The organism is Thiofilum flexile DSM 14609 (genome assembly GCF_000380185.1).
Lineage (GTDB): Bacteria > Pseudomonadota > Gammaproteobacteria > Thiotrichales > Thiotrichaceae > Thiofilum > Thiofilum flexile.
Genome location: NZ_KB904816.1, coordinates 1 through 26,919 on the forward strand (window position 1 = coordinate 1; position 26,919 = coordinate 26,919).

Here is a 26,919-nt window from a genome sequence, read left to right on the forward strand (position 1 = left end):
CAGGGCAATCGCTTGAAGTAAATCTATGATATTTCAGAAGTTAAGCATAATGGGAGATAGTAATCAGAGCAATTTTCCATGAAAAATTTACTTTTGACTTTTTAACTATCTCAATTTAATCAATAACTTGATTCAAGCGATTGCCCTGGGGGCGGAATAACCTCTACTGGACGCGGCGGTACTACAGGTGTTGGAGGGTTAACAGGATTAAGGCGTGGCGGTACGATCGTTATAGGGTGTAATGGAAAGGTTGCTGCTACAGTGTCTTTGGTCCACGTACTATTATTGCTCCATACAATGGTTTTACCACTGGTATTAATGCGTCCAGTACAACACCCTGTATCATCGGTAAAATCAACAAAAATCAGCTGCTCGCCATCCTGAAATTTGTAAAACCTACCCCGAAAAGGCCCACGCCGTTTATGATCTACGTAAACCGTTAGGTGCGTCTTGCTTTGGGTAATTTGCTCGGAGCCATTATTCCAACTGCCATCAATAGGAATAGGGGTATTCATAGTGCTCTCAGCCTGCACACAGGTTGAGGCATTCAGTAGGCCTAGCAATAGTAATAAAGCGACTTTCATAGCCATACTCCTAAGATAAACTGGGTTCCTAAAGCGGATCACACACGATTTCTTTAGGGCATTTAGGTGGTTTAGGTTTAGTGGGCGGCGTTGGAGTGGGAGGCTGAACAGGTGGTTGTACCACAGGAGGTTTAGGTGTTGGGGGTGGCGTGGTAGCTTTTTGCGCCACAGTGGGCATAGCTAAGGTTAGGCTAATAACACAGGCACTAAGTATAGTGATGAGTTTCATAATAATAAGCTCCTAGTAAGGTGAAAATGGTTTAAAATCCCAGTTTCTTTTTGTCCGCAATACGCACATTGCCTGCTGGGAGTGGCAGGCTCAAAACATCACCCGTCCAACATAAGTTGACACCATATGCCCGCCTGCAACCTACAATCGTGCCGACATTATTACTAAGTGTCATAGGCTCATTGAGTTGAACTTGACCATTAGTACATCCAAAGTGCCAAATATAAAAACCGCTATTGCGGGTACGTGTGGATAGGTCAATACCAAAGTTTTGCCGCTCATTAATCAGGTATTCTTTTTCAATGAACAGGGCAAACGGCTCATTACACTTTAACGGCTGGTCACCGCCCTGAGGTCGCTCAATGCGTGCAAAGTTATTCGGCTCACTAGTCCAAGTGAGATTGACACCATCGCGATCTTTGTAGCGTAGGCAACCTTTTTGATCGAGGCTACATAAACTGAAACGTTGTCCATCTATAATCGGCCCATTGCCCCGAATAACCCAATCTTCGGGATTACCCGCTAAAACGGTCTGTGTAAGCAATAGAGAGGCGGCAGTCAGAACAAGTGTACGCATAATTGCTCTCCTAGAAACGTTGCTAATTAGCATTAAGTACTGCTGGTATTTGAGGTTTTAGTATGGCTAAGCAGACGATTTTTTGTCCTGAAATAGTTACGAAAAATAGACGAAATTTGAGCATAAAAGATGCGCTAAAACTTAAAAACTTAGCGTTTATCAGTCGATATTTTTAGGGCTAAAATCAAGCGTGTGTAAAGTTTTACTCACGTATGGAAGCTGAGGATGGTAGTGTGGGTTCTGACTTTATGGGCATGTATACCCAAGTCATGTTGCAATAATTTTTGGTGTACTAACTCAAACTTAATCTGACAGACATAGGTTTAAAGACTTGACTCTGCCTGTTCGGAGATATTGTCTGGTCTTTTCCTCAATCAATAACGAAAAGCTTAGCACCTTGCTGGGTTGATGACCGATGCGGTTCGGCATTATCAGCTACTTGATAGCTCATGCCGGGTCGAAGAATAAATGTGCGCCCATCTTTAAGTTCGGTGTGTAATTCACCTTCGAGACAGAGCAAAATATGACCCTTTGAACACCAATGATCTGCTACATAGCCTGCCGAATACTCGACCATTCTGACCCGTATTTCACCGAACTGGCAGGTGCGCCAATACGCAACACCACTTTCTCCTTTGTGCTCAGTTGGGGTGATTTTTGCCCAATCGGTTGTACCAAAGGGCAATTGGTTGATTTTCATATCTGTATCTTCCTTGTGACTTAATGTCTATACATTGACTTTGTACTTAAGGTCATTAGCCTCGTCACCAGTTACGCTCGCTTGTCTTCGGGCATACCCAGCACAGACATCATGCACAAGTGAATAACCTCTGATAGCTGAGCCTTAATGGGATTTAATCGCTCTCTAATACCGTAAACAACAATCATTTGTGATTCCTTTGATGTGTAATACTTAAATCTTGATAATTAACCGAGTGATTTTAAGAAAATCCATGCCAAATCAAATAAAATTTTCAAAGCAATCATAATTCCTTTGTTTCAAAATCAAATCGTCTTCAAACTCATAGAACTGTGCAAACTGAGCTGACATCGTATCACCTGCCACCTTTTTCCCTATGGGGATAGCTAAAACACCTGTCCAAGCGGCTTCTATCACGACCACATTACCAAACTCATAGGATTTTAGAATCTCATAGTGTTGGCTAGTTAGAACCTTTTTCCCTTGTTCAGCCGCAGTGATTAATTCCTCTGTGTTGCGATCAACTTTCACTTTGGTCAGGAGATTGGGAAACTCTGTTTGTATGGCTTGTGGGTGATAAAACTCGCGTAATGATTCGGGTGAACCTCCCTCTGAGAGAACCCGAAGAAATTTAACGACGATATTAAGCTTTGACATACTTCATTTCCCTTCGAGAGAACTAAAATGGGTAGTGGATTAGGTTATAGCTTGCTATTTTGACAACCAGAGCTAACACACTCTCGATAACGATCTTGCAGGAACTGTGCGCGGCTAATTGTGACTCTGGTGGCACAATCTAAATTTATAAAAAAACCGTCGCTATCACGTCGGCTACAACTGGAATTGCGCTCTTCTATCCATGCCCGTTGGCCTTTCTTTAAAGCCGAGCTACCTTTGGCATCCAGCTTGGCAATCAATTTTTTATAGTTCACGTTTAACTCGGCATCCGCCTCTTGATAGACCTTGTTCAGGCAATACAGGCCATCAAAGTCATTTTTGGGAATATCACAAGCGGAATTAGCAAAGGCTGAGGTTGCAAACAGAAATGTGCTAAGCGTTAAGAGTAGTTTCATTTTCATTCTCCCGGCTAAAATTTAATATTACTAGTATTTTTACTGTTCGTAAATAACTCAAGAAAATTTACCTAGTTATTTTATTCAGATATCGCTTAAGATTTTTATAAGAATTTAGTTGTATTCCACGAAAGTTATCTTTCTGCTATAATGTTAGCCTCAATAAGTTATAAAAGGGGCTAAGTATCGATATGATTAAAATTATTTTATTGGCGGCACTATTATTATTTTCACCTTGGGCTGTTGGTGATGAGTGTAAGAGTAATGCACCTAAACTATGTAATCCATTTAAAAATTGGCTACAACGGGAAAGAGGAAAAATTCCTCGTATAAAAGTAATACCTCCTACTAGTGAGTATGCTAAATACTTACGTTCAAATGGTGCTGTTATTAATCCCCTCAGAGTTATTGAGTTCCCCGGCTCACTAGGTCCTAGCTCATTCAATCCTATTGTATTTGAAGATAGGAGTATTGCTTTAAATAACCCCCTTAAAGCAAAGTTGATCCTGCTAGAAAAACAAAAAGTCTGTGTAGCTTTGGTTTTAACGAATACTAGTAAGCATGATATTTATATAACCCGCATACAAGTACCACAACAAGGCGCTAGACCCATACCGAACTTTATACTGCTGTCGACTGGCAAGCCCTATAACTATAATGGGCCTTTAGATATGCGTAAGGCCTTTACTAAAGAGGATTATCTAAAAATACCTACTCAACAAGATAATGTAACGTTTCACTGTTTAGCCGATTATTTTAAGTTAGATAGTCCACTAAAATCTATTCAATATGTGGGGCTAAATACTATTTATAAAGCTAGTAAAAACCCCAATCTTATGATCAAAGTAGGAGAGCAAAGAGTCGTATCAAATTCGGTTTTATTAAAATAATCTAGTCTTGTAAAGCAAACAGGGTGGCAAAAGTTGCCACCTTGTAATGTGCTAGCCTATAAGGTTTATCTAGTTTAATTGCCAAACCCGATATTTCTTTCCTTTAATCTTGCTTTGGCTCAATTGATTTAAGGCCGCTTTAGCTAAAGGGCGGGCAATCGCTACATAAGCCGTTTGATCTAAAATATCAATTTTCCCCACCGCCTTACCATCAATGCCCTTTTCTCCGGTGAGTGCCCCTAATATATCGCCTGCGCGTAATTTATCTTTACGTCCGCCTAAAATACAGAGGGTCACAAAAGGAGCTGCCATAGGCTTGGTGGGTTTATGTTCTAGAGCGTGAATAGACTCGGTTTCTAAGGGCGTATTTTGTAATTCTTCTAAATCAATTAATTTAACACGTTCGCTTTCGGTTAATAGATTAAGGGCTAAACCTTCCCGTCCGGCGCGTCCGGTGCGTCCAATACGGTGAATATAGACATCCGGATTTTGCGGTAATTCGTAATTAATCACACACGGCAAATCTTCAATATCTAACCCGCGTGCAGCCACATCGGTGGCGACTAATAATTGACAACTTTGGTGTTTGAATTGAATCAGAACCTCATCACGTTCACGTTGTTCGAGTTCACCGTGTAAGGCTCTGATACTGAAACCGGCTTGTTTTAAATACTCAGTCACTTCGCGCACCCCGACTTTCATATTGCAGAAAATCACGGCAGAACGTGGCTGAAAGGCGTGTAATACGTGCTCTAAAGCCTCTAAACGCTGCTCTTTGCTACAAATAAAGGAGCGTTGTTCGATCACCTGAGCGGTATGGACGGACTCGACTTTAACCTCAATCGGGCGATTTTGAAATTCAGCACTCAGCGCTCGAATATCATCGGGATAGGTCGCTGAAAAGAGCAAGGTTTGGCGATTTTTGGGGGTATGGTGCAGGATAGCATCAATATCTTCTTGAAAGCCCATTTCTAACATACGATCGGCTTCGTCTAGCACTAGCGTATGCACGCGCCTTAAATCTAACGTGCCTTTGCCTAAATGATCGTGAATTCGTCCCGGCGTTCCGACTACAATATGCGCCCCATGTTGTAAGGAGGCGGCCTGAGGGGGCAGCGGTTGCCCACCAAATAAGGTCACGACTTTAATATTGGGTAAATGTTTAGCTAAGCGGCGAATTTCATTAGCCACTTGAGTACTTAATTCGCGGGTTGGGCAGAGCACTAAGCCTTGCACATGAAACTGCTGGGCTTCGAGTTTGTGTAATAAAGTGAGCGCAAACACCGCCGTTTTACCACTGCCGGTTTTGGCTTGAGCAATCAGATCGAAGCCTTTGAGTGCGGGGGGCAGTGCTTCGGCTTGAATCGGAGTCATGGTGTTGTAACCGAGACTGGCAAGGTTTTCAAGTTGGGGGGTAGGTAACTGGAGTGCGGTAAAAGCGGACGACATAATCAGGCTCTGGGCTAATGAAGGGCGCTATAATAGCAGCAAATTGTTAAAAAGGATGATTCCATGCGTATTTGGTTTAATAAAACCTTTTCTAGTATTAGTTCAGTATTAATGTGTTTACGCCAAGCGGTCGATATTGAGCCAATTACCACCATTGTTACCCACACCAATACAGCGGCTCCGGCTTTTTTAGTGGCAGATGAATATGCAGTGGAGCCTAAGGGGTTAATGGGGGAGGCGTACCTCAAGTGGTGTTTGCAATTTTGTGAAGAGCAGGCCATTGATGTGTTTTGGGTGGCTAAAGAGGCGCGTTTTTTGGGGGGACAGCGTGATAAATTCGCGGCAATAGGGACACAACTGTTGCTAGTAGCAGAGCCTGAGGTATTAGCCTTATTAGGTCGCAAAGGTGATTTTTATCGTACCTTACCGCCTGAGGTCGCCCTCGTGATGGACAATATCGCGGTCCATAATAAAACCGAATTTGATCAGGCCGTTGCTACCTTGTCACAACAGCATAAAAGCTTATGCATTAAACCTTCGGTATCAGTATTTGGTTTAGGGTTTCGGGTGCTAGATACTAAGCGCGATAGCATTACCCATTTAGTCAAAGGGGTGGAGTATGAAATTCCCTTGAGTGAATTGCGAGCTGGTATGGAGAATACGCCCGAATTCCCTGAAATGCTCGTGATGGAAAACCTACGTGGGTACGAGTGGAGCGTGGACTGTGCCGGAGATAATGGGCAGTTATTGTGCGCCATTCAGCGCCGGAAACTCGCCGCGGGGTTAGGGCAATTAATTGATAATAATGCCGAGATTCAAGGCATGGTAGAGCGCTTGACCCAACATTTTAAGCTCAATGGGATTTTTAATATTCAATTCAAACTCGGTGCTAATGGCCCGCGTTTATTAGAGATCAATACGCGTCCTTCGGGCGGTTTTGGCATGGCCTGTTTAGCGGGGGTGAATCTCGCACAGTTAGTCGTGCAAGCGCTGCAGGGTAAAGCATTAAGTATGGCTCCACTGCAATACGGTTTACGGGTAGGGGAAATGAGTATGCCAGTGATTTTAGGTAGAAATGATCAGGATACGACGGTAGAGATAGAAGATTTAGAGAGTTAATTGGCTTTATTAGCTCAAACTAATCTGAAAAATCATAGAGTTAAATAAATACTTCTGTTAGTTCAGAGGTGGTATCTAGTTATATAAATAACAAGCCTATCTATTTCTCCTTGGCCTCGAACTTCTAGTCTTTCCTAGTCTGCCAAGGGGACTTCTTATAAAAAACGCCATGAGTTGAGTGACTTATCCATGCTGTAAAATTTCAATTTAAGTATCGATTTAGGTCATGTAGAGCTTAGGCTAAAGTGTAGTCTTATAGTATTTTTATCTTTATGAAATGATATAGTTATCATTAGCTTGTCATCAATCTTATGTCGTGATAATCCAGAGATTACCTTACTAATAAAGTCAACTTATCTAGATCGTACCCTTTATGGTGATAAGCTTGTAAGAGTTACTAATGCCTACCTAGTGATTTCTGTACTTGAAAAATAATATTTTAAATTTTTTAAAAAATACTTTTAGTATAAAAAATATACTCGTATACTTACATATGAATATACCTGATGTAACTAATAAGGGTACTTTTCATGTGAATGTAATTTCAATTATTTACTCTTGAGGTGATGACCATGAGGAAAAAAGCTAATGCTTTAGTTTTTGCTGTTTGTTTTGCCAGTAGTATAGCTGGTTATGCTGCTACACAGGATCAAGAAGTTGTAGAGGTTGAAGCAGCATCGATAGAAAGTCTTAATGACCTTGCTATCGATGACTATCCTATTAAGACTGATCCATTAAAACTAGGGGCGGCTAAAGATGTCAATGAGGCATTAAAATCAACCCAAGTTTCGGAGGATGATTTAAAGAAGTATAATAGCCAGAAACTCATTAAATTGGCTGTTTCTTATCCTGGTGCATTTATGTATCTGGCTTCTAACTCACCTCAGCAAGGTATTGATACTTTTGTGAAAACAAGTAGTATGGTTCAGGAGTTATATTCGAGAAAAGATGCTCCGAAGGAGCTTTTGAAATTCTATAGCCGGTTTGATCACAAATTGAGTACTTCTAATTTAAGTGAAGATAAAAAGAATAAGGTTATCATCAAGTTAGTAAATTTAACCAATATTATTGGTCAATATGAGGTTTTGGATCAATTGACTGATAGTCAAATTAAAAAACTGATTGATATTTCATATAAAAACTTAGTTGATATGAATGATGTGAGCCAAGAAAAGTATTTTGATGATATAGCCAAAGGTAGCAATGCATTACTTTTGCTGAGAGCGATGGTTAAAAAGAGCCCTGATATTGTAAATAATTTAACACAAGACTCAAAGAGTTTTTTAAAAACAGGTGGGCAATTTAATTCATTAATAAATAATGAAATTATTAATATAGCACAAATAGACATTATCTATAAAAATAATATATTAAAAATAAACTTTCCTGTTAATAGACATGATGACGGTGAGCCGTTCTAAAATTATGTAATCCACACGCCAACAGCAGGATCAGATCCTCAAAACCGGGGGTTGTATTACGATACACGTCCTTGACGCAGCGGCAGCGCTTGATACCACTGATCACATGCTCGACTGTCACTCGAATAGAGGCTAGCCAGCGATTATGTGCCTTCTCCTCCTCCGTCAGTGCCCCTCTAGGCGGCTTTTTGTAGGGCTGAACGACCTTCACCCGCTCCCCTAACTCGCATCCCTTAAAGCCTAAATCGTGAGTGATCCACGTGTCGGGTGGCAAGCTCAACTGCTCCTTGTCCACGACCTTCTTATCGTGTGTCTTACCAACGTGCGTCGCACTGAGATATTGAATCTGCCGATCTACCAGCCCGACCACAAGGTTATTTTTTAGGGTATGTCCTTTTTTTTACCACTATAATACTCCCGCTGAAGCGCCGGATCCTGCGGGCGCTGCCGCCGACGCTCCGTAGCATCCATACTCAACACTTGAGTCCCCTCGCGAGCCAACCGCTCCGCCAGTTCAGCCGATACGCGTACCGGCAACTCACCTTGCTCGGCTAAGGCCGCCCGTAAGACCCTACTCAGACGCTGGATCCAATGGTGCGCCGTACTTTGGGGAAGACCAAACGAATACGCTAAGACCTCTTGCAATGGGTAGGTTTTGAGGTAAAACAAGATAAACAATAGCTTATCCTCTATCAGCGCCAGTTGACCCTTAGAACGCCCTCGTGTTTCATCCACACGTTTCCCCCGTGCTAGTAAGTCGGCCTCATACGCCTGTTTGAAGGCAGGGAGCAGAGACTCAAACTCCTTCACCGTAAGGCTGGTCATCGCTAGGAGTATTTTTTCATGTACTTTCAAGGCACTATAATGATAATCAGCCATAGCCAACGGACTCTTTAGGGAGTAAGGGGGAGGACTTAATCTTATAAAATAGAGATCTATTTATCTATCGATTTTTATGCTAATCAATCATATTTGTTTATAGATAATGTCTAATGTTTTCTTATTAGTCAGGAGAGTAATATCATGCAAAAAGCAAAAAAAATAGTACTTGCTAGTACAGTATTTATTTTAGGTTTATTATCTCAGTCATTGGTTTATGCTGGCTATAACTGTTATGTTTATACACCTAATGGGTCAACAGTATGGGGAGAGTGTAAGACAACAGCGCCTAGTCAAGCTACTATTGATCAAGGTAATTGGATAGTAGCAACTTACTTCCCCTATGCTACTAGAATAACTGATCCAAGTCCTAATTATAATTGTCATTCTTATGCATGGCGCGGATTTTATTCTGGAAATACTATGTGGATTGGGCTGGGGGATAATTATTGGACTACCTATGTAAATGATGGAAGCTATACTTATCGTGGATATTCTAATAGAACTGGTAGCCGGTATAGTACTGCGCCAGCTAATAATTCTTTAGCTAATGGAACCAGAGTCCAATATGTGAATGGCGATCACTCTGCTAGAAAATACTCACAAAGTTATTTTATATCAAAATGGGGGCAGTTACCTATGATGATACATTACGCAGAAGATAGCCCTTATACGGTTAATATTAGTGCAATTCAAGCTACTAATAGCACCACAAGTTTTTACTATTACAATTAATTATTTAATTAAAACAGGGAAGCAATAGCTTCCCTGTTTGTATATAACTATAAATTTTTATGAATTAACTGTAATAATTGATTTATTAGCATCAATAACGTATTTTGCTGACTAGAGGATGTAATTGAATTTTTTGGATTCACATTGGCATCAGATAGTTTGAATTCAGGCTGAAGTGTAAAATCATCAATGCCAGGTGCAGCCATGAATATTACAGGTTCTACACCTTTAGCCTCACGTTGAGAGGAAATGAGACTTGGATCAAAACGTTGAGAGGAAATGAGACTTGGATCAAAACGTTGAGAGGAAATGAGACTTGGATCAAAACGTTGAGAGGAAATGAGATTTTTATAAGATGTGGGGTTTATGCTGGTCATGATTTCTAAACTTCCTAAGTTGTTTTCTCTTTTTATACTAGCACTTTAAGTTTTAACTATTTATTTAAAATAGATAACTGGACTACTTATTCTTATAAAGGGCAGGTTAAAATTAAGTTATAAATTAATAATATTTCTTTATTGAATAAGAAACTTATTCAATTCAACTATTTCACTTTTTGTAATAGAACTAGCGTTGTTGTGATGTTCTAGTAGGTCACTACTCATCCGTATCACACAGCTCGATGTTATGCCTTGAGGACTTTAATCAGCTACATCATGAGCATAAGCTAGCTAAAGTTGCTCTGTGTCATGTTGCTAACACTCCCATAGCAAATAACCTGTGAAAACTGGTGTGAGGTTGCTAGAGCCGAGTTCGATTGCTTAGTATGCGTCTAATATTAGCTATTAACAGTTATTACGTTATTAACAGCGAGCGGAGGTTATGTATGGCAGTCAGTTTAACTAAAGGTCAACGAGTATCCTTGACCAAATCCAATGGTGGTGGCTTAACTAAGGTCAAAATGGGCTTAGGTTGGGATCCTGCACCTGCAAAAAAAACCGGCTTCTTGGGTAGTTTATTTGGTGGCGGTGGCTCAGATGAGATTGATCTGGATTCATCCTGCTTACTGCTGGATGCCCAGAAAAATCTGCTGGATGTGGTATGGTTTCGGCAATTACAAAGCCGTGATGGTTCCATTAACCACTCCGGCGATAATTTGACTGGAGCAGGGGATGGCGATGATGAAACTATTTTCGTTGATCTCACCCGCTTACCTGCCAATGTGCAATACCTGGTCTTTACCGTGTGCTCATTCCGGGGTCAAACCTTTAATGAGGTCGGTAATGCGTTTTGCCGTTTAGTCGATGACACCAATGATACCGAATTAGCCCGTTATAACCTCACCGAGCAAGGCGCTCATACTGGTGTAGTCATGGCTATTGTCAGTCGTGAGGGTAATGGCTGGCAAATGAAAGCGGTCGGTGCGCCGAGTCAGGGGGCGATTGCCAATGACATGATGCCTGCTGTATTGGCAGCTCTATAAGGAGACGCCCATGTCCAGCGTATCACTGGTGGCAGGGGCAAATGCTCCTGTACCGAAAGAGGCCTTAACGATTGAAGTACTCCTAAACCCACAACAACTCAGTGGGGTTGAGGTCGATATTTCAGCGTTTCTACTCACAGCTTCCGGTAAAGTACGCGGCGATGACGACATGGTATTTTATGGACAACCGCGCCCCGGAAATGGGGCGGTTGCCCTAAAAACCAGCTCAGCCGGACGTGCTGAATTTGAGGTCAATCTTACTACTTTACCCAGCACCATTGAAAAAATCGCTTTTACTGCCACCATTTATGAAAACCGCCAAACCTTTGGCGCGTTTCAAGCCCTAACCGTCACGGTAAAAAATGCCGCTCAACAAGCCGTCATTGATAGCAATCTACCCGCGAATGGGATGAAAGAATCGGCCTTAATTTTGGGCGAACTCTATTTACGCCAAGGACAATGGAAGTATCGTGCCGTAGGCCAAGGCTTTGCCGGAGGTTTAAAGCCTTTAGCCGAGCATTTTGGCATTGAAGTCAGTGATCCGGCTCCAAGTCCTGCAGTAACACCTAAAGCGGCTCCAGCGCCTGTGCCCCAGCCAGCTCCTGTTCCTAAACCCATTTCTTTAACCAAGATTACCCTTGATAAATCTAAACCAACGGTGAGTTTAGATAAAAAGCCCGAAGGCTTTGGGGAAATCAAGATTAATCTCAACTGGAATCGAGATAATGCCGGACAACCTGCGCCTAAAAAAAGTGGTGGTTTATTAGGGGGCTTATTTGGCGGTTCGCGCTCAGGTGGAATTGATTTAGATGTAGGCTGTTTATATGAATTGCAAAACGGTACGGTGAGTGCGATTCAAGCCTTGGGTAATCGATTTGGTTCCTTTAATCATGACCCTTATATTGAATTACAAGGGGATGATCGTACCGGAGCGATTACAGAGGGCGAGTGGCTACGCATTAATGGTAAGCACTGGACGCATTTCAAACGTATTTTGATTTATGCGTTTATTTATGAAGGCGTGCCGAATTGGGCACAAACCGATGGGGTGGTTACGATTTATGTACCGAATGAAGCGCCCTTAGAAATTCGTTTAACCGAAGGCTCTAGCTCACTAGGTATGTGTGCGACCGTATTATTGGAAAATATCAATGGTGCTTTAAAGGTAAACCGTGAAGTACGCTATTTCCGTGGTCATCAGGACATGGATAAAGCTTATCATTGGGGTTTGCGCTGGACTTCCGGTTCCAAATAAATAGCGATCATAAAAAATATGATAGATATTCATTAAAGGAGGACATTATGGCTTTAAGTTTACAAAAAGGTGGCAATCTGTCCCTGAGTAAAACCGATCCTAGTTTAACTAAAATTATTGTGGGTTTAGGTTGGGATGAGAGATCGACCGATGGTTCAGGTTTTGATTTAGATGCGAGTGCGTTTCTACTTACCGCTTCCGGTAAAGTACGTGGTGATGCTGATTTTATTTTTTATAACCAATTAAAATCAGTCGATGGTTCTGTGGAGCACACCGGCGATAATCGTAGTGGACAAGGTGATGGCGATGATGAGGCGGTTAAAGTGGATTTAAGCAAAGTCCCTGCCGAAATTCAAAAAATTGCTTTCACGGTCACTATTCACGATGCAGAGGCGCGTAAACAAAATTTCGGTCAAGTGGCTAATGCCTTTATTCGTATTGTCAATGAACAGACAGGAACGGAAATTGTGCGCTACGACTTAGCCGAAGATTATTCTACCGAAACCGCTATGGTTTTTGGTGAACTCTATCGCCACAATGCAGAATGGAAATTCCGTGCAGTAGGGCAAGGTTATTCAGGTGGTTTAAAAGCCATGTGTGACCAATTTGGTATTATGATTGGTTAGTTTAATTTTAAGTATATAAAGAGGATATAATAATGGCAGTCAGTTTACAAAAAGGTGGTAATGTTTCTTTAACGAAAGAAGCACCCGGCTTAACAAATGTAATTGTTGGTTTAGGTTGGGACACCCGTCAAACCGATGGTGCAGGATTTGACTTAGATGCGTCTGTGTTTATGTTAGGTGAAAATGGTAAGGTATTATCCGATGCTTCTTTCATTTTTTATAATAATAAAAAATCACCGGATGGCAGTGTTGAGCATTTAGGCGATAATCGTTCTGGTGAAGGCGAGGGTGATGATGAGCAAGTAAAATTAAATCTTGCTACTATGCCGGCTGATGTAAAGAAAATTGTTTTTTCGGTCACCATTTATGATGCCGATACTCGTAAACAAAACTTTGGTCAAGTATCAAATGCCTATATTCGTCTCGTGAATGAAGCGGATAATAAAGAAATTGCACGTTATGATCTATCTGAAGATGCAAGCGTTGAAACTGCGATGTTATTCGGTGAAGTCTATCGCCATAATGCCGAGTGGAAATTTAAAGCCGTAGGGCAAGGTTTTGCTGGTGGCTTAGGTGCAATGGCAGCCTCTATGGGCGTTAATCTGGGTTAGTAATAAATAATAAAAATAACTATTAGAAAAACAGGCATCCCTTCGATGCCTGTTTTTCTATAAGCTAAAGGATTTAAGTAACTGCTATGTTTCAAGATTTTAAATATTCAATTCTCGTCACAATATTATGTGTGGGGTTGGCAATCTGGTGGGGTGCTGTTACTCCTATGGGAGTATTCACGGCTATTTTCCTAGTATTAGTACTAGGGATTATGGAAGTCAGTCTATCATTTGATAATGCGGTCGTAAATGCCTCCATTTTGCAAGAAATGGATGAAAGATGGCAACAGATATTCTTAACCATCGGTATTTTAATTGCCGTTTTTGGTATGCGTTTAGTGTTTCCTATTGTGATTGTTGCAGTAGCAACAGGATTAGGGGTATTTGAAGTCATTAATATGGCATTGAATAACCCAGCACAATATTCACAATATCTAACCGCCAGCCATGCAGGAATTGCCGCGTTTGGTGGCATGTTCTTATTGCTAGTATTTCTATCCTTTATGTTTGATCATGAAAAAGAGGTACATTGGCTAGGAGCATTTGAAGAAAAAATGAGTGCATTGGGTAAGCTTGATGTAATTAGTGTATTAATTGCATTAGTCACTTTATTCCTCATTCAAGAATTTTTGCCAATGCCCACAGAAACCCGTCTAACTGTATTAATGGCAGGCTTAGGTGGGGTTATTTTATATATCGCAGTGAGTAGTCTGGATGTATTTTTCGAAGATAAAGAAGAAGGTGAAGCGGTAGTTGAAGGTGCAAAGCGTAATGGTCTTGCTGGTTTCCTATATTTAGAAGTATTAGATGCATCGTTCTCGTTTGATGGCGTTATTGGCGCTTTTGCGATTACGAATGATGTCGTTATTATTATGCTGGGCTTAGCCATTGGAGCCATGTTTGTGCGTTCGATGACGGTGCATTTAGTGCATAAAGGTACTTTAAATGAGTATATTTATTTAGAGCATGGTGCCCATTATGGTATTGGCGCTTTGGCGATTATCATGCTGCTCAGTATTCACTTCCACATTCCAGAGGTTATTACCGGATTGATTGGTGTAAGTTTTATTGCACTATCGGTATGGTCTTCGATAACATACAAAAAGCAATTAGCTCATTCTGTTTAACTAATTAGGAGTTTCTATCATGTCATTTTTAGATACATTAAAGCAAAAAGCGTCCGAAGCACGCACTATGCTCACTACTGAAATCGCCAAATTCAAAAATAAAGAATTTATGGAAGCCTGTGTCGCAGGCTGTGCTCTAGTAGCCGCTGCTGATGGTTCGATTGATTCGGCTGAAAAGCAAAAAATGATGAAATTCATTCAGCAATCCGATGAATTAAAAGTATTCGATACTAAGGACGTTATTGATTACTTCAATAAGATTGCTAATAATTTTGAATTCGACCATGAAATTGGTAAAGCAGAAGCGTTAAAAGTCATTGGTAAATTACGTTCTAAACCTGATGCAGCACGTCTAATGGTGCGGGTATGCTGTGCGATTGGTATGGCGGATGGTGATTTTGACGAAAATGAGAAAAACATGATTCGTGAAATATGCCGTGATTTAGGTTTGCCAACCGATGATTTTGGTTTATAAGCATTAAGCTAAATTAGCTAGTATCAAGCCTCGATAGTATTATCGAGGCTTTTTTTTGCTTAAATATATTGGCAGTAGGTATATACCAAAGTAATCGAGAATTTCTTCCGCAGCCGCTGTGAATACATCCTTGTACGCTACAAGGCGGCATCCCTGCCGCCAAGACTGCTCCAGAAACACTCGATTACTTTGGCTCAAGTACTTATCACTAATCCATTAAATCCACTTTAATCCCTCTAGCGAGCAAAGCCTCACGGCGTTGTTGTAAAAAGCGTTGAAATTCAGGCTGAGTTTTATAGGCGCTACTAGCTACATAATCTAATGCGCCATGAATATGAAAGGCTTTTAAATAAGCTTCTACTTCAAATACTAAATTCCCCTCTGAGTCAAAAAATAATAAACTAGGGTTGTATTTAATATTTATATCCTTAATCCAATCAGTAATAGGGATATTTTTACCACTAGGTGTTTGAATGAGCGTGGTATCATTTGCTTTAATCCACGCTACATCTAGGTTAGTTAAGCTATAAGCCACTTCGGGACGTTGTAAAGTGGCAATCAATTCTTGACAGGAGGTAGAGCAATCTTCTTGTTCAATGATGAGTAATAGATGGCGACCATTGGCTTTTAAGGTGTCTTGTAACTTAAGAGGTGGGGTGAGTGTACCTGCTAAGGTCTGAAAAGGGGTCGTAGTCACGGCCTTTTGTGGATTAGGTGCCTTTTTTTCTAAATACTCACGGAAATTACTCTCTTTTTCGTGTTTTCCAGCAACATAATCTAAGGCATAATTAAATTGGTCTGGGTTATAATAACCATTAATCCGTAATGCGACTTTACCCTGCTCATCTAAAAACAATAAGGTGGGGGTGTATTGTACTTTTAAACTAGTCGCAAGTGATTTTTCAGTGAGTACAGTTCCGGTTAGATCGGTTACCTCACGGGCACCCCACATATTTAATGCAATAACATCAAAATGCTGTTGGATTTTCTTAGCTAGATCAGGATTGCCAAAATTATCACGATTTAATTTAGCACAATAAGGACAACCATCCTGATAAAAATACAGTAGAATCCGTTTATTATGATCCGTAGCCTCTTTAACATCATCGGGTAAATCTAAAAAGGAGTTTTTAAACCAACTAGGATGCTCACTTTGCGTATCCGTCGTGGTATTAGTAGCAGGAGGAGGTGCGGGTGCAGTTTCAGCGAATAAGCTAGGGGTGAAGAATAATAGTAAGGTGCAAATAAGATATTTCATGCTAACTCCTTTGCGATTACAGTGTTTAGGTCAGGATCTGAACAAAGGTAACAGGGTATTTCTGGAGCAGTTACCTTTGCCCATCTTGTGTTAGCTTGTGAGCTTAAAGGGTTTCTGTTACACCTGCTAATAATAATTATGCTCGAAGAGGGATGAGGATGCTCAGTCGTGGATTAGGTGTTGGTTTATTGCTAGTTGTACTAGTTGGGGTGGGTACGTTTTTGCCACCGAGCTATGCTGCTGAATCAAGCACAGCGGTGCAACAAAGCCACCGTTTGGTCATTCAGATGAATAAAAATGACACGGATTTACAAGATCAGGTGCTGTCTAATATTGTGAATTTACAAAAACACTATGGGCTGGATGAGATTGAAATTGAGCTGGTTGCCTATGGTGCGGGTATTTGGTTTTTGACCGAGCAGTCCGCATTTAAAGCACGCATTGAGAGTTTAATGCTGCAAAATGTGGTGTTTACGGCCTGTGGTAATACCCTAGATATGATTGCAGTACGTGATGGTAAACGTCCGCCCCTTATTGAAGGTGTCGAGCTTACCCAGACCGGACTGGCGCGGCTGATAGAGCGGCAGGAGCAGGGCTGGAGTTATTTAAGTCCATGATAAATGTGTGTAATCTATGTAAAATTTTATATTTAATTTGGGATTGAGCACATCAGAAAAGCCCACAAAATAGTATTTGTGGGCTTTTCTGAACTAACACAGCTTAAAATACCAGTAAGTAGGATGTTTTTTATCTACTTGCTCAATTTGAAAATCTTTATCTTGCAAGAATTTGACTTGTTCATGAATTGTTTGACTAAAAGGGAAGTCTGTACGAACATAACGTTGTACCCCCCAATAGCCAACACCTTGATCCAAACGAATAAGCCATCGTGAATTGGCCCAGACCAACTCCAATTCACGAGCATGAGGCAGTTGCCTATGCTCTTTCAATAACCATTCAAAATGTGGCAAGTTGGTCTTAAATAAGCGTTCGGCAATTTGACGACGTTCCCCATCTTCTGGCCAATCATGATACAAGAATTTAGGGTACCCATCTTTGTTATCATTTAGTTGCGAGGTTATGACGGTAATGCGGGTTGCTTTTGCTAAACCGCCTGCATATTTATTCAAACCTTGTAGCAAACTGTTGAGCAGCATCAACATTAGAGGAGAGCGCAGATATCTGTCAGAGTAACGTATCTCTACTAAGGGTCGGTCATTAGTGAGTTGTTCTGCTAATGTGGGGATTTTTTCACAAATTGTTTCCCATGCTTGTTTACCAAACAAGGTAGCTGCCCCGTTAAACTGATCCGTAATGACAAGTTCGCTAGTACCAGCAGGTATGGTTGGATGTAGAGTATCAGATTTAACTTTTTGCCAGCTTTGAGGAATGGCGGGTAATACTGTGGGAATGTGAACTCTGACAAACACAAACTGATTACTGGCATCACCCGCGACTCCCCATGCAGAGGTTGGGGCGAGTGCATCTGGGCTACTAGCTGCCCAACGGACACATTCGCTTTGACCACCTGCCTCCATCACAATAAGAGGTTTGGATGCTGTTGTTTCACCCACATAAACTTCTGCACCAATAAAGGTGGCTAGCGCATTTAGTTCACCTTTTTGACTAACCTCAAGTTTTTGGAGCATGATCGGAGCTAACATGAGCCGTACGAGCGTCCCAGCTTCTCGTAGGCGGATCAGATCATGCTTTAATCGCCAGGCCAAGGGTTCCCATAAGGAAATATCCCCCCCAAAGTAAATCCTAACTTCATTAAGGTCACGTTGTTGCCATTCACGGTTTAGGGCCAAGGTCAGCGGTTCCAATTCAAATTTTGTTGCGGTACCAAACACCCTTAAGGCTTCGGGTAAAGCTATTGAATCGAGCAAACCACCTTTCAGCAGATCATTTGCCACACGACGGTTCAAATGGTCAATATGGTGTTGCGTATCATAAGTCAACAGGCAGGCTTGGCAGGCGCTGTCACATTTTCGTGGACATAGCAAGACTTCTTTGAATGTTCGTTCAAACAGAGTATCCAGAAAGCCTACAGCTTGTGTGGAATAGCCAGCTCCACCTGTTGCTGTGTCATATAGGTAAATAGAATGGGTTGGTAAATCTGCTACATCCCTGCTTGGAGCAGCAAATGCACCAACCTCTGACTCTTCAATACCCAACTCCATACATAAGGCACGCCTGAATGCTACAGCCAACGTGTAGGCGATAGTTTTATTAATACCTTTACCTTGAGAGTCTCGGAGTTGTAGTTCAAACACTTCAGTCTGTGTTGATATGCCCAGTAATAACCCATCTTTTATTGCCCAATCGCGGTCATTGCCGGGGCAAGCTATTTCTTTGTCATCATTTTTCCCTCCCCGTAAGCGTTTATGGTTTTCCAAGCTGATAGCTCGCTTTATATTTCCGTCTTCAAATATTGAAGAGTCAGCCCAACCACAAACTAGGCACACAGAATAACCTTTCCCATATAGACCATCAGAATGGTGGAATAGATGCCCTTGGTTGCTGCTGCGGTAACGCCCAAATTGCGGATTTGGCAATGACATCCAGTCAGCATGACGCAATGAAATCAATGGATCACGTACAGGTATGTATTGTGGCGTAGTAACATTGTTGTGCACTTTATGCCGTATTCCAACGGCAAACCCTGCTGGCTGTAGAAATTGGCTGGTTGTTATCTCATTTGTATCGGTTTCGCCACAATGTGGGCAACAATCAGGCTTGATGGGGCGTATCCCATTATTGCTGCAGGTGAGGCAGCGCCAGACATATTGTAGAGACTGGATTTCAGGTGCAGCTTCTGCTTCCGGAGGTACTTGCCAGTTTAGGGTCACACCTTGGCTACGGTATACACGTCCATCTAGTACTGTATCTGTACCAGGAGCATAATCTCGGATGGCAACGGTAAGGTTGCGGCTTGGGTAACCTGCACGTTTTGCCCGATTATCTTCACGATCATCCTTGGTATTTTTCTTGTGTGCTAAATCTTCTGCTGTAGTAGTGATCAACGGAACAATATTTGTTGGGAAGCCATAACCAGGTAGGAAGCCAAATGTTGCTAACACTCCGAGCAAATATTCACCACGCAACCGATCTAATTGTAGATCAATAGTTTGCTCAGGTTTGCTATCACCTTTATTGGTTTTAACCAACTCTCGTTGTTGGATCAACGCATTAATATCAGCTAACCATCGGTTAGCTGTTCTATCCAGCATTTCGCAAGAGCGTTCCAACAAATAGTTGGCCTCACGGTCATGTAATACAGAGTGCTTTGTTAAACTGCTCAGTCCTGCATTAATGGATAATTTTTTATGCGCTTGCTGTTTGCACCACTCCTTGAAAATCTCATATACGGCAGAAACTTCCTCAGATTCACTTTCAAAAAACCATCCACTTTTTAGCGTCAGTTTATTTACATCATTATTGGTTCGCTCAGCCAAAAATTCAGATAATACCAAGGAGTTGATATGACGTTGTACAATGGGTTCACTTTGCAGAGCAACTTTGGGCATAGCCAGTTGTGTATTAAAAGGCCAGAGAGGATTATGGAAAACAGCCTCTCCGTGTGGAGTCGCCTTACACAAAGTAAAACTAACTGCTGCGGTTTCTCCTCGTCGTCCCGCACGTCCCGCACGCTGCAAGAAATTAGCAGGATGAGGTGGTACATTGTTCATAGCAACAGCACTCAAGCCACCAATATCAACCCCCATCTCCATTGTTGTGGAGCAACTCAAGAGATTGATTTCTCCTTTTTTGAAACTATTTTCTCGTCGGGTTAAATCATTACCTGATATTTGTGCCGAGTGCTCTGCTGCCCTCCAGTAACGGCTAAAGCGAGCAACTCGATCACTAATATTTATCCATGCTCCGATTTCTCGTAATTTTTTAATAGAGTCGTCTGTTTCTAACCATTGATTTACTGCACTCGTATCTCTATCTAGCCAAAATGGTGAGGGTAAGATAGGCATGCTTACCTGTTCACAAGTAAGTAATAATGAATTATTGAGGTTTTTTGGTAAGTAGAGGGGGATTCCACTTAAGGTAACTGGCAGTAATCGTCGTGTTATTGGGCAAAACCAAGCTGAACGAACCTCTGCAATGTATGCGTTTTTTTCTAAATCTAGCCTATATCCATCTTCGCTAGGTGAAAGTAAAGAAGATATACCTCTCCAAGTTTCTAATAGAATTTCCTCAATATTGGCCTGATCTTCTTTTTTATTTAAATCTAATTTGAAATAAAAAGATACTAACCGAATAAATCTATTTTTACTTGCTTGCATGGTATATGCAGAGGGCCATGATCTTTGTGTAGGCTTTGTTTTCTTCTTATTGGACTCCACTAAAGTGCTGGGTTGACCTGGATAACCGAACCATCTCAGCCACTCAGATGGGAGTGAAATAGATTTATTACCTCTAACAATTATGTTAACAGCCATATAAAGAAGCTGTTTCCATATATCTGCAGAAATATTTTTTTGTTTCATGATAATAGGAATATCAATATTATCAATTGCTGGATAGATGAGTTGTGCAAGCCCTAAATTTTCTAATGAAAATTGTCGCCGTGGAATCTGGAAAAATTCTCGAATTAAACAAAAATCATAAACCTCATTGTCAGTTAGATTCCCGTATGTATCCTTTTTAAGTTTTGGTATTAACCAACGATTGAAATCATCCTCTCCTTTTAGTTTATTGCGCATTTCTATCCAAGAGAATTTATTCAAAGCTGGATTTTCTTTTTTTCTTAATTCGGATTTTTTTTCGGACAATATATTTTTTATAATAGAGGAGTTTTTACTTAATGATTCTAGCTCTAGAATTTCAGATTTTAATTTCTTTATTGCTGAGGTGCTATTATTTTCTGAACCTTTGAAAGCTAGGGTGTGATAGATCAAGCTGCGTACATAATCCCTCTCACTATCCTGCTGTAATTTGGCAGCGAAACGTGCTGTTCCTTGGCGGCTATCGGTGAAGGTGATCAATCTTCTACCATCCAACGGACGTGGCTCATTACCTTTCATAGGAGATAGCGGTTCAAGTAGTGTTGGAATTGCTGTACCTAACATAAATGGTGCGCCAACTCTAATAGAGCGACACAAAGGGGTATCATAAAGCTCTCTCTTGGTATAACAGAAAGGGCATTCATTATTGTCGTCAGTTAAATAAACGGTGAAATTTTCGTTGTCTGTACTATTAACTTGATTAGTTGAAGATAACGATATAGTCCTTGTTGATAAGTAACTACTAGTCAGTAAACGCTTTAACTGAGCTGTAGTATGTTGTGTTGATGTTGGTTCTGTCTCATCATCATCCAATACTTCTAGCTCTTGTTGAAATTCATCTTCACTCTGAAGTGACTGACGAGGTCGCAACCACTCTTGGCCCTTGCTAAACTCTTCGGCAGCTGCCAAATACTCAGAGCCGCATTCGCTACATTGCACCAGTTCAAAGACAGGGCTTTTACAGTGTAAGCAGTGCTGCCGCCGTTCTAGAAAGACAGATCCAAATGGCCACTTATCACTACTCAGAGGAGAGTTTTCACGTCCTTGGCAATGGCTGTTAGCGCAAGCCCAAATACCATTCAGTGTGCGTTGGAAGAAGTGTCCACGTAATGGTAAAAAGGGAGTAAGCTCTGCATCAATTTTTTTATTCGCCTGTGTACAACAATCTAATAATGCTAGGGTGGTATGCCAATCACTTTCGGCTGGACTCTCACCATATAAAGATCTCGTCAAGTTACTTAGTTTACTAGCTCCCTTTATCAACTGAGCACGTAATTTACGGATGAGAGGGTCTCTTGCCAAAGCATCAAACCTGTCGTTCTCCGACATTTCCCACAGTTGTTGCAAAGGTGGGCGCTGCTTTTGCTGGCTTAGTAGATTGTTTGGTAGTTCTGGTACTATACGTTCTCCCGTTACTACTGTAACTTGGGATAGTGGGACACCAGCAATATCAGATAGAAATTTAGCTAAATGTTTTTTGGATGCTTCGCTTTGATCACCTAAGGTGGCAGAGGTCGCAACAAAATGTACATCATCTGGTTTGCATCCAAAAGAATGGATGACCCGACGTAATAACAAAGTCAACTCCGCAGCTTGAGAGCCCATATAGGTATGAGCTTCATCAATGACGATCCAACGCAATTGCCCTTGTGACATCTCAATAATAGGCCGATCTTTATCTCGTACCAGCATGTACTCCAGCATGGTAGTGTTCGTAACGAGTATGGGGGGAGGATTGCTACGTAAAATGTCACGAGTCGGGACCTCGCACTTCCATTCACTTTTTTTATTGTTTTCAGGTGTATCTCCATTATAGAGACAAAATCTTAGCTTACCACCAAACGGTTCCGACCACGCCACTAGACGATCTTTCTGGCTTTTGATCAGGGCATTTAATGGGTAAAGGAAGAGTGCCCTAATACCTGTCAAAGAGGAGTCCTTTTTCTGCTCAACTTCACTCACCAAATCATTAAGAATCGGTACAAGAAAGCATTCTGTCTTACCAGATCCTGTTCCGCTACTCACTAAAACAGAGCGCCGTGGATTTTCCTGTAACAAGGTATTCCAAGCTTTCAGTTGGTGTTGGTATGGATGTCTTTCTAGTGGAAATGCGTAATCTTCTGTTGTATGTTTTTTTTCTGGTTTATCCAGTGCGGACAATAATCGAGGATTGAGTAATTGTTCACCTAATTCACGCATGGGTTGTGCAGATTGTTTCCAGCCAAAGGTAGCCTCAAACACGGGATCAGCTAACAAAGATCCTGCCGCCCCCGGCTTCTGTTTAAACTGTTCATCAAGATAGTTGCGCAAGGCATCGTTACGAAACCCAGTCAAGCCTAAAACAGAACGGCCTGCCCGATTGGTTAGTTGTTCTGCTAAGGTGGTATAGAAGAGTTGGTGCTTACTCACTAAAAATTCTCCTGAAATTTAGCTAGCCCTATTGCAAGGGCAATACTGTAGGCTCCGAAGAACCATTTTGAATCAAAGGCACGTATGAGTCGCAGTTCGTATACCAACAGGGGAGGTGGTTCAATTTCATTGAGACAAATGTATGCTGCTACGAAAGGAGCACAGCGAACAGATCGGAAAACGTAGCTCAAGTGTTGGTAAGAGCGATTTTCTTCCAACTTATAGACTAACTTCATCACTTCATTGCTGGTAGGCCATTGCTCATCAGCATCATGTCGTCTTTGTAAATCCTCCTCTTGTAGCCGAATCATTTCTTGTAATTGATCAACACTTTTTAGCCTTGCCTCCCAAAGTAGACTATTTCCTTTAATAGGTGCTTTGGGAAATAGAGACTCTTGCAGCCAATCTCCTAAAGGAAGCCATGAGGGGCGATTCTCAGCCATTCGCTTATAAAACTCATTGAATAGGCCAACAACCATTTGCTCTCCCCGCTCAAAAGCGGCTAACGAGCTCCGTAGTGTGTCGTAATACAAGTGAGTGACATTTGCCCATGTCTTGGCTGGGATTAAGCTCCATGAGAATGGCATTTGCTCTGATAGTGGCCATACTTTATTGAAATCATCTTCATTAGATTTCAGCAACAATAAAATAAGCGCTGTAGGATGATTTATCAGATGATTTAATATATCCAGTGTACTAGGTGGAAATTCGCTGGAGAGTCCTATGTAAGCAGTAATCAATTCCCAATCTGGGTGTTTAGGGTTATTGCCCAAAGCTTGTATCAAGTTGTTGAGATGTTGTTTACGCTGGTCCGCATCTGCAGTTTTAATGATTACTTCTAGGGGTAACGAACCTTCCTCTGTTGGAGTGACAGTCTCCTCTTCAAGATTTCTGACAGTCCATAATAGTGGACGGAACCGTGCCCAGTTGCCATCTCGCCCGATGATCCACCAAGGTCCTGGGGGTAAGTCAGTAGGAATATTCCAAATCGAGTGAGGTCCTTCTACTTTTGTGAGAAGGATAGGTTCATGGTTAGGGTTCCAGAGGGGAATCATTTCTAAATAGATACGAGATTGCCAACCATCACCTAGTCGTTGTAGGGATTCAGTGTTGATGCTTACACAGGATTGCTCTCGATCTGGTTGCATTTCTACGTCGAAACGAGCTACGTTGACAGTTGCTAGGCATTGTCCACCAGAAATAATCTGAATTTGTACAGAGATATCTCTTATGTGAGTACTTGCTAGTAAAGAAATAATTCTGTCACGTTCACTATCTAGTAAAAACTGTAAGCTGCCGTTTTGCAGGAGAGGTAGTTTTTGTTTAAAACCGAGACTACTACCTTTTAAGTTAACATCTAGGGTGAATATACCACTATCTATTTGATCCTGAATAAATAATTGCAAACCACCCAGACGCCCTAATGGCACAACAGAGTGTGCAGGTAAAACTCTGCCTTCAAACATGAAGACTGCACCACGCTGTGGATAGGGAAGTAATATCTCAAATGCCTCCGTCCTTGGCCAAGAAAGGCGCAGTCGAATAGGCTCAAAGCTAGTATCTTGTATAGAAGGACAGGACAACTGGATAACAGTTCCCATAAGCTGAGTTTCCACAATAGGCTCTGTTGGGGCCAATACATGGATATGAGAAACACCCTGAAACCGATAACTGCCAGAAGTAAGATTAGTGCCTACCGTGCGCGTTATTAGAAATGAACGGGGCACAATGTCCACTTGTCGTCGAATACGTTCAGCTCCTGATTCATCAATAAAGCGTAGCCAAACTCTACCACGACGTTCCATCTCCCCCATGTACCATATACCGGTCTCATATAACGGACGCCATTGTACTTTTCCTTTAGGTTGGTATGTTCGTCCTGTTGGGGTAGACGCCATAATACTAGGAAGACCAAAAAACACAGGGCGCTCATTTAATACTTCTGTTATGGTTTTACCGTGAAATCTATAACTCTCATCAAAATCTGTGTCAGCTTTGCAACAGATAATATAATTATCACCTGCTGATGAAAGGAATTTAGCCTCACCTGTAACCCTGTATAAAGTGCGCCCCACCGATGGAATTGTGCCGAGTATCAATATCTCCCCACCATTCACTCGTGATGGGAAAAAATCATCAGTCACAGCTACTAAGGCAACTTCCTGCTTAGTTTTAGCAGAGCCTTCAGTTAGCCATTCCCATTTACCAGTTTTTTCTCCTCCTGTGAATACCCATGGTAGATCACCCCACGGTTCATCATTATGGATGTAAACCACATAACTGGTATCTGCTGCGCTCAACGAAATTTTATGATGCTGACTAACACGATGGCCATCCAATCTCACGCATCCAGCACGGTGTAGCCACTCACGGCGATAAAAGGTATATTCATGTTGTCGATGTAAGGTCAGCAACGCCACGGTGTCACTACCTTCTGGTGTTTGGAGCACCATTCTGAAACGTGGTACCGGTAATGATTCTGTAGATGCTAGTAGGGAAATTACCTGCTCATTACTAAGCTTTTCGGGAAAGTCTAGCACTTTCGATACTTGCCAATCCTGTAAGGATTGTTGCAAATACCCTTTCCACAACACGCGGGTAGTTGCCTTTTTGATAAGCTCACCAGAGTGGCGAACTAACCCATCCAAAAGAGCTTTAGCAGCATTATCATCCAAATTAAGTGGTAGTTGCTTACGCCATTCGGTCTCTAATCGATCTAATGCTGCAACAGGATCAATAGCATCGCCTACCTTTTGTTGCAATACTGTCACTTGATTGATCAGCTCACCTGCCAATCTAAATACAACCTCTTGCCTTAAACTACTTGGCAGTAGATGTGAATACTGCGTGGCAATTTCCTCGGCTACATTTACTCCCCCAAATCTTTGTGCATGATAGTACTCAAGAACAAGGCGGAAAAACTGCGTCAGTTTAGCATTTTGCTTATGCAATAGATTGAGAGGCAGTCCTCCTTCACAAGCAATGGTAATAAGGAAAGCATTTTTACCTGCTTGATAGCGTATCAAAGGTCTCTTCCATATTTTTAACCCTTGTTCCACCCACTCTCTTACTTTTGTATAATAGCTTTCATCAATCGCTAACGGTTTGAATACTGTATCCCAAGACCATATACCTTCAGTATGCTCTCTATGGAATGTCTCTGCGGCATATAAGCAAAATAGGGCTGGAAAATTATAAGATACGTGGTCACGCTTCTGAGCAGTTAGAATCCCCTGTCGAACTAGTTCTGTTAGCTCGTTATATTTTTTTTCAGAGCATCGATAAGCATATAGTGGTCTTCCATCTGGTTCTGTTGCTCGTACACGTGGAAAAAGAAAATCCGCTAACCAGCTTGACCTATCCATAACAATATCCTGCTATCACCCACAAAAGAAAGCGAAGTATAAATTTAATTAACTTAAAAATCTAATTAGCCCGCAAGTATAAAATAGCTACTACTCATTGAAATAATTTGTAAAAGTTTAGTTGTATATCGGTTTATTAGAGTCCCCTGTTTGACCCTTTGGGCAGGATTCTGGTATTAATGAGTTTTATTCAT

At 41.5% G+C, this 26,919-nt stretch carries 24 protein-coding genes; 11 read left to right on the top strand and 13 right to left on the bottom strand.

What is annotated here, in order from left to right; translation table 11 throughout:
- Window positions 1-119: 119 nt before the first annotated feature.
- The 6 genes from A3IK_RS0116740 to A3IK_RS0116770 form a co-directional block, all read right to left on the bottom strand.
- Window positions 120-584 (bottom strand): hypothetical protein, encoded by a 465-nt coding sequence (locus A3IK_RS0116740; RefSeq protein WP_020561122.1) that lies wholly within the window; start codon window positions 582-584, stop codon window positions 120-122.
- A 28-nt stretch (window positions 585-612) separates the two neighbouring features.
- A complete protein-coding gene (locus A3IK_RS0116745) occupies window positions 613-813 on the bottom strand; it encodes a hypothetical protein (protein WP_020561123.1) in 201 nt (66 codons plus the stop codon).
- Between the two features lie 31 nt (window positions 814-844).
- Complete coding sequence (locus A3IK_RS0116750; protein ID WP_020561124.1) at window positions 845-1,390, bottom strand: hypothetical protein; 546 nt, start codon at window positions 1,388-1,390, stop codon at window positions 845-847.
- A gap of 370 nt (window positions 1,391-1,760) precedes the next feature.
- On the bottom strand, window positions 1,761-2,090 hold the full coding sequence (locus A3IK_RS0116755; protein WP_020561125.1) for a DHCW motif cupin fold protein: 330 nt from the start codon (window positions 2,088-2,090) through the stop codon (window positions 1,761-1,763).
- A 261-nt stretch (window positions 2,091-2,351) separates the two neighbouring features.
- On the bottom strand, window positions 2,352-2,747 hold the full coding sequence (locus A3IK_RS0116765; RefSeq protein WP_020561127.1) for a nuclear transport factor 2 family protein: 396 nt from the start codon (window positions 2,745-2,747) through the stop codon (window positions 2,352-2,354).
- A gap of 44 nt (window positions 2,748-2,791) precedes the next feature.
- The gene (locus A3IK_RS0116770) at window positions 2,792-3,163 is read right to left on the bottom strand and encodes a lysozyme inhibitor LprI family protein (RefSeq protein ID WP_020561128.1); all 372 of its coding nucleotides are present in this window, start codon (window positions 3,161-3,163) and stop codon (window positions 2,792-2,794) included.
- A 191-nt stretch (window positions 3,164-3,354) separates the two neighbouring features.
- On the opposite strand from A3IK_RS0116770, the gene A3IK_RS0116775 reads away from it, so the two are divergent.
- Window positions 3,355-4,053: a hypothetical protein gene (locus A3IK_RS0116775; RefSeq protein WP_020561129.1), complete on the top strand. Its 699-nt coding sequence runs from the start codon at window positions 3,355-3,357 to the stop codon at window positions 4,051-4,053.
- Window positions 4,054-4,122: 69 nt separating this feature from the next.
- Here A3IK_RS0116775 and dbpA read toward each other — a convergent pair whose 3' ends face one another.
- A complete protein-coding gene (gene dbpA / locus A3IK_RS0116780; RefSeq protein ID WP_020561130.1) occupies window positions 4,123-5,502 on the bottom strand; it encodes an ATP-dependent RNA helicase DbpA in 1,380 nt (459 codons plus the stop codon).
- A gap of 63 nt (window positions 5,503-5,565) precedes the next feature.
- On the opposite strand from dbpA, the gene A3IK_RS0116785 reads away from it, so the two are divergent.
- The gene (locus A3IK_RS0116785) at window positions 5,566-6,621 is read left to right on the top strand and encodes an ATP-grasp domain-containing protein (RefSeq protein WP_020561131.1); all 1,056 of its coding nucleotides are present in this window, start codon (window positions 5,566-5,568) and stop codon (window positions 6,619-6,621) included.
- Between the two features lie 572 nt (window positions 6,622-7,193).
- Entirely contained in the window at window positions 7,194-8,042 is an 849-nt protein-coding gene (locus A3IK_RS0116790) for a hypothetical protein (RefSeq protein ID WP_020561132.1), read from the top strand.
- Here A3IK_RS0116790 and A3IK_RS20985 read toward each other — a convergent pair.
- Window positions 8,011-8,412, bottom strand: a complete 402-nt coding sequence (locus tag A3IK_RS20985; RefSeq protein ID WP_083915765.1) for a transposase family protein — start codon at window positions 8,410-8,412, stop codon at window positions 8,011-8,013. The two genes, A3IK_RS0116790 and A3IK_RS20985, sit on opposite strands and share 32 nt — an antisense overlap.
- 11 nt (window positions 8,413-8,423) lie before the next feature.
- Window positions 8,424-8,921 carry a helix-turn-helix domain-containing protein gene (locus tag A3IK_RS0116795; RefSeq protein WP_020561133.1) on the bottom strand — a complete coding sequence of 166 codons (498 nt, stop codon included), beginning with the start codon at window positions 8,919-8,921 and terminating at the stop codon, window positions 8,424-8,426.
- Between the two features lie 144 nt (window positions 8,922-9,065).
- Between A3IK_RS0116795 and A3IK_RS0116800 the strand changes: the two genes are divergently transcribed.
- Complete coding sequence (locus tag A3IK_RS0116800; protein WP_020561134.1) at window positions 9,066-9,656, top strand: hypothetical protein; 591 nt, start codon at window positions 9,066-9,068, stop codon at window positions 9,654-9,656.
- Between the two features lie 47 nt (window positions 9,657-9,703).
- On the opposite strand, the gene A3IK_RS0116805 is transcribed toward A3IK_RS0116800, so the two are convergent.
- Window positions 9,704-10,033, bottom strand: a complete 330-nt coding sequence (locus A3IK_RS0116805; protein ID WP_020561135.1) for a hypothetical protein — start codon at window positions 10,031-10,033, stop codon at window positions 9,704-9,706.
- A gap of 449 nt (window positions 10,034-10,482) precedes the next feature.
- Between A3IK_RS0116805 and A3IK_RS0116810 the strand changes: the two genes are divergently transcribed.
- From A3IK_RS0116810 to A3IK_RS0116835, 6 genes are all read left to right on the top strand, one after another.
- The gene (locus tag A3IK_RS0116810) at window positions 10,483-11,079 is read left to right on the top strand and encodes a TerD family protein (protein WP_020561136.1); all 597 of its coding nucleotides are present in this window, start codon (window positions 10,483-10,485) and stop codon (window positions 11,077-11,079) included.
- 10 nt (window positions 11,080-11,089) lie between these two features.
- Window positions 11,090-12,334, top strand: a complete 1,245-nt coding sequence (locus A3IK_RS0116815; RefSeq protein ID WP_020561137.1) for a TerD family protein — start codon at window positions 11,090-11,092, stop codon at window positions 12,332-12,334.
- A 47-nt stretch (window positions 12,335-12,381) separates the two neighbouring features.
- Entirely contained in the window at window positions 12,382-12,960 is a 579-nt protein-coding gene (locus A3IK_RS0116820) for a TerD family protein (RefSeq protein ID WP_020561138.1), read from the top strand.
- Between the two features lie 32 nt (window positions 12,961-12,992).
- Window positions 12,993-13,571: a TerD family protein gene (locus tag A3IK_RS0116825; RefSeq protein WP_020561139.1), complete on the top strand. Its 579-nt coding sequence runs from the start codon at window positions 12,993-12,995 to the stop codon at window positions 13,569-13,571.
- A gap of 86 nt (window positions 13,572-13,657) precedes the next feature.
- Window positions 13,658-14,698 carry a DUF475 domain-containing protein gene (locus A3IK_RS0116830; RefSeq protein ID WP_020561140.1) on the top strand — a complete coding sequence of 347 codons (1,041 nt, stop codon included), beginning with the start codon at window positions 13,658-13,660 and terminating at the stop codon, window positions 14,696-14,698.
- A gap of 19 nt (window positions 14,699-14,717) precedes the next feature.
- Complete coding sequence (locus A3IK_RS0116835; RefSeq protein ID WP_020561141.1) at window positions 14,718-15,173, top strand: tellurite resistance TerB family protein; 456 nt, start codon at window positions 14,718-14,720, stop codon at window positions 15,171-15,173.
- Between the two features lie 208 nt (window positions 15,174-15,381).
- On the opposite strand, the gene A3IK_RS0116840 is transcribed toward A3IK_RS0116835, so the two are convergent.
- Window positions 15,382-16,431 carry a thioredoxin family protein gene (locus A3IK_RS0116840; protein ID WP_020561142.1) on the bottom strand — a complete coding sequence of 350 codons (1,050 nt, stop codon included), beginning with the start codon at window positions 16,429-16,431 and terminating at the stop codon, window positions 15,382-15,384.
- A 158-nt stretch (window positions 16,432-16,589) separates the two neighbouring features.
- Between A3IK_RS0116840 and A3IK_RS0116845 the strand changes: the two genes are divergently transcribed.
- Window positions 16,590-17,048, top strand: a complete 459-nt coding sequence (locus A3IK_RS0116845) for a DsrE family protein (RefSeq protein ID WP_020561143.1) — start codon at window positions 16,590-16,592, stop codon at window positions 17,046-17,048.
- 93 nt (window positions 17,049-17,141) lie between these two features.
- Here the strand turns inward: A3IK_RS0116845 and A3IK_RS0116850 are convergent, their stop codons facing one another.
- Window positions 17,142-23,360 (bottom strand): DEAD/DEAH box helicase, encoded by a 6,219-nt coding sequence (locus A3IK_RS0116850; protein ID WP_020561144.1) that lies wholly within the window; start codon window positions 23,358-23,360, stop codon window positions 17,142-17,144.
- Window positions 23,360-26,725, bottom strand: a complete 3,366-nt coding sequence (locus A3IK_RS0116855; RefSeq protein ID WP_020561145.1) for an STY4851/ECs_5259 family protein — start codon at window positions 26,723-26,725, stop codon at window positions 23,360-23,362. Before A3IK_RS0116855 ends, A3IK_RS0116850 begins: the two co-directional genes overlap by 1 nt.
- Window positions 26,726-26,919: the final 194 nt, after the last annotated feature.

Coding starts and splice junctions, on each gene's coding strand:
- A3IK_RS0116740 (WP_020561122.1), bottom strand. CDS start 584: ATGAAAGTCGCTTTATTACTATTGCTAGGCCTACTGAATGCCTCAACC.
- A3IK_RS0116745 (WP_020561123.1), bottom strand. CDS start 813: ATGAAACTCATCACTATACTTAGTGCCTGTGTTATTAGCCTAACCTTA.
- A3IK_RS0116750 (WP_020561124.1), bottom strand. CDS start 1,390: ATGCGTACACTTGTTCTGACTGCCGCCTCTCTATTGCTTACACAGACC.
- A3IK_RS0116755 (WP_020561125.1), bottom strand. CDS start 2,090: ATGAAAATCAACCAATTGCCCTTTGGTACAACCGATTGGGCAAAAATC.
- A3IK_RS0116765 (WP_020561127.1), bottom strand. CDS start 2,747: ATGTCAAAGCTTAATATCGTCGTTAAATTTCTTCGGGTTCTCTCAGAG.
- A3IK_RS0116770 (WP_020561128.1), bottom strand. CDS start 3,163: ATGAAACTACTCTTAACGCTTAGCACATTTCTGTTTGCAACCTCAGCC.
- A3IK_RS0116775 (WP_020561129.1), top strand. CDS start 3,355: ATGATTAAAATTATTTTATTGGCGGCACTATTATTATTTTCACCTTGG.
- dbpA (WP_020561130.1), bottom strand. CDS start 5,502: ATGTCGTCCGCTTTTACCGCACTCCAGTTACCTACCCCCCAACTTGAA.
- A3IK_RS0116785 (WP_020561131.1), top strand. CDS start 5,566: ATGCGTATTTGGTTTAATAAAACCTTTTCTAGTATTAGTTCAGTATTA.
- A3IK_RS0116790 (WP_020561132.1), top strand. CDS start 7,194: ATGAGGAAAAAAGCTAATGCTTTAGTTTTTGCTGTTTGTTTTGCCAGT.
- A3IK_RS0116795 (WP_020561133.1), bottom strand. CDS start 8,921: ATGGCTGATTATCATTATAGTGCCTTGAAAGTACATGAAAAAATACTC.
- A3IK_RS0116800 (WP_020561134.1), top strand. CDS start 9,066: ATGCAAAAAGCAAAAAAAATAGTACTTGCTAGTACAGTATTTATTTTA.
- A3IK_RS0116805 (WP_020561135.1), bottom strand. CDS start 10,033: ATGACCAGCATAAACCCCACATCTTATAAAAATCTCATTTCCTCTCAA.
- A3IK_RS0116810 (WP_020561136.1), top strand. CDS start 10,483: ATGGCAGTCAGTTTAACTAAAGGTCAACGAGTATCCTTGACCAAATCC.
- A3IK_RS0116815 (WP_020561137.1), top strand. CDS start 11,090: ATGTCCAGCGTATCACTGGTGGCAGGGGCAAATGCTCCTGTACCGAAA.
- A3IK_RS0116820 (WP_020561138.1), top strand. CDS start 12,382: ATGGCTTTAAGTTTACAAAAAGGTGGCAATCTGTCCCTGAGTAAAACC.
- A3IK_RS0116825 (WP_020561139.1), top strand. CDS start 12,993: ATGGCAGTCAGTTTACAAAAAGGTGGTAATGTTTCTTTAACGAAAGAA.
- A3IK_RS0116830 (WP_020561140.1), top strand. CDS start 13,658: ATGTTTCAAGATTTTAAATATTCAATTCTCGTCACAATATTATGTGTG.
- A3IK_RS0116835 (WP_020561141.1), top strand. CDS start 14,718: ATGTCATTTTTAGATACATTAAAGCAAAAAGCGTCCGAAGCACGCACT.
- A3IK_RS0116840 (WP_020561142.1), bottom strand. CDS start 16,431: ATGAAATATCTTATTTGCACCTTACTATTATTCTTCACCCCTAGCTTA.
- A3IK_RS0116845 (WP_020561143.1), top strand. CDS start 16,590: ATGCTCAGTCGTGGATTAGGTGTTGGTTTATTGCTAGTTGTACTAGTT.
- A3IK_RS0116855 (WP_020561145.1), bottom strand. CDS start 26,725: ATGGATAGGTCAAGCTGGTTAGCGGATTTTCTTTTTCCACGTGTACGA.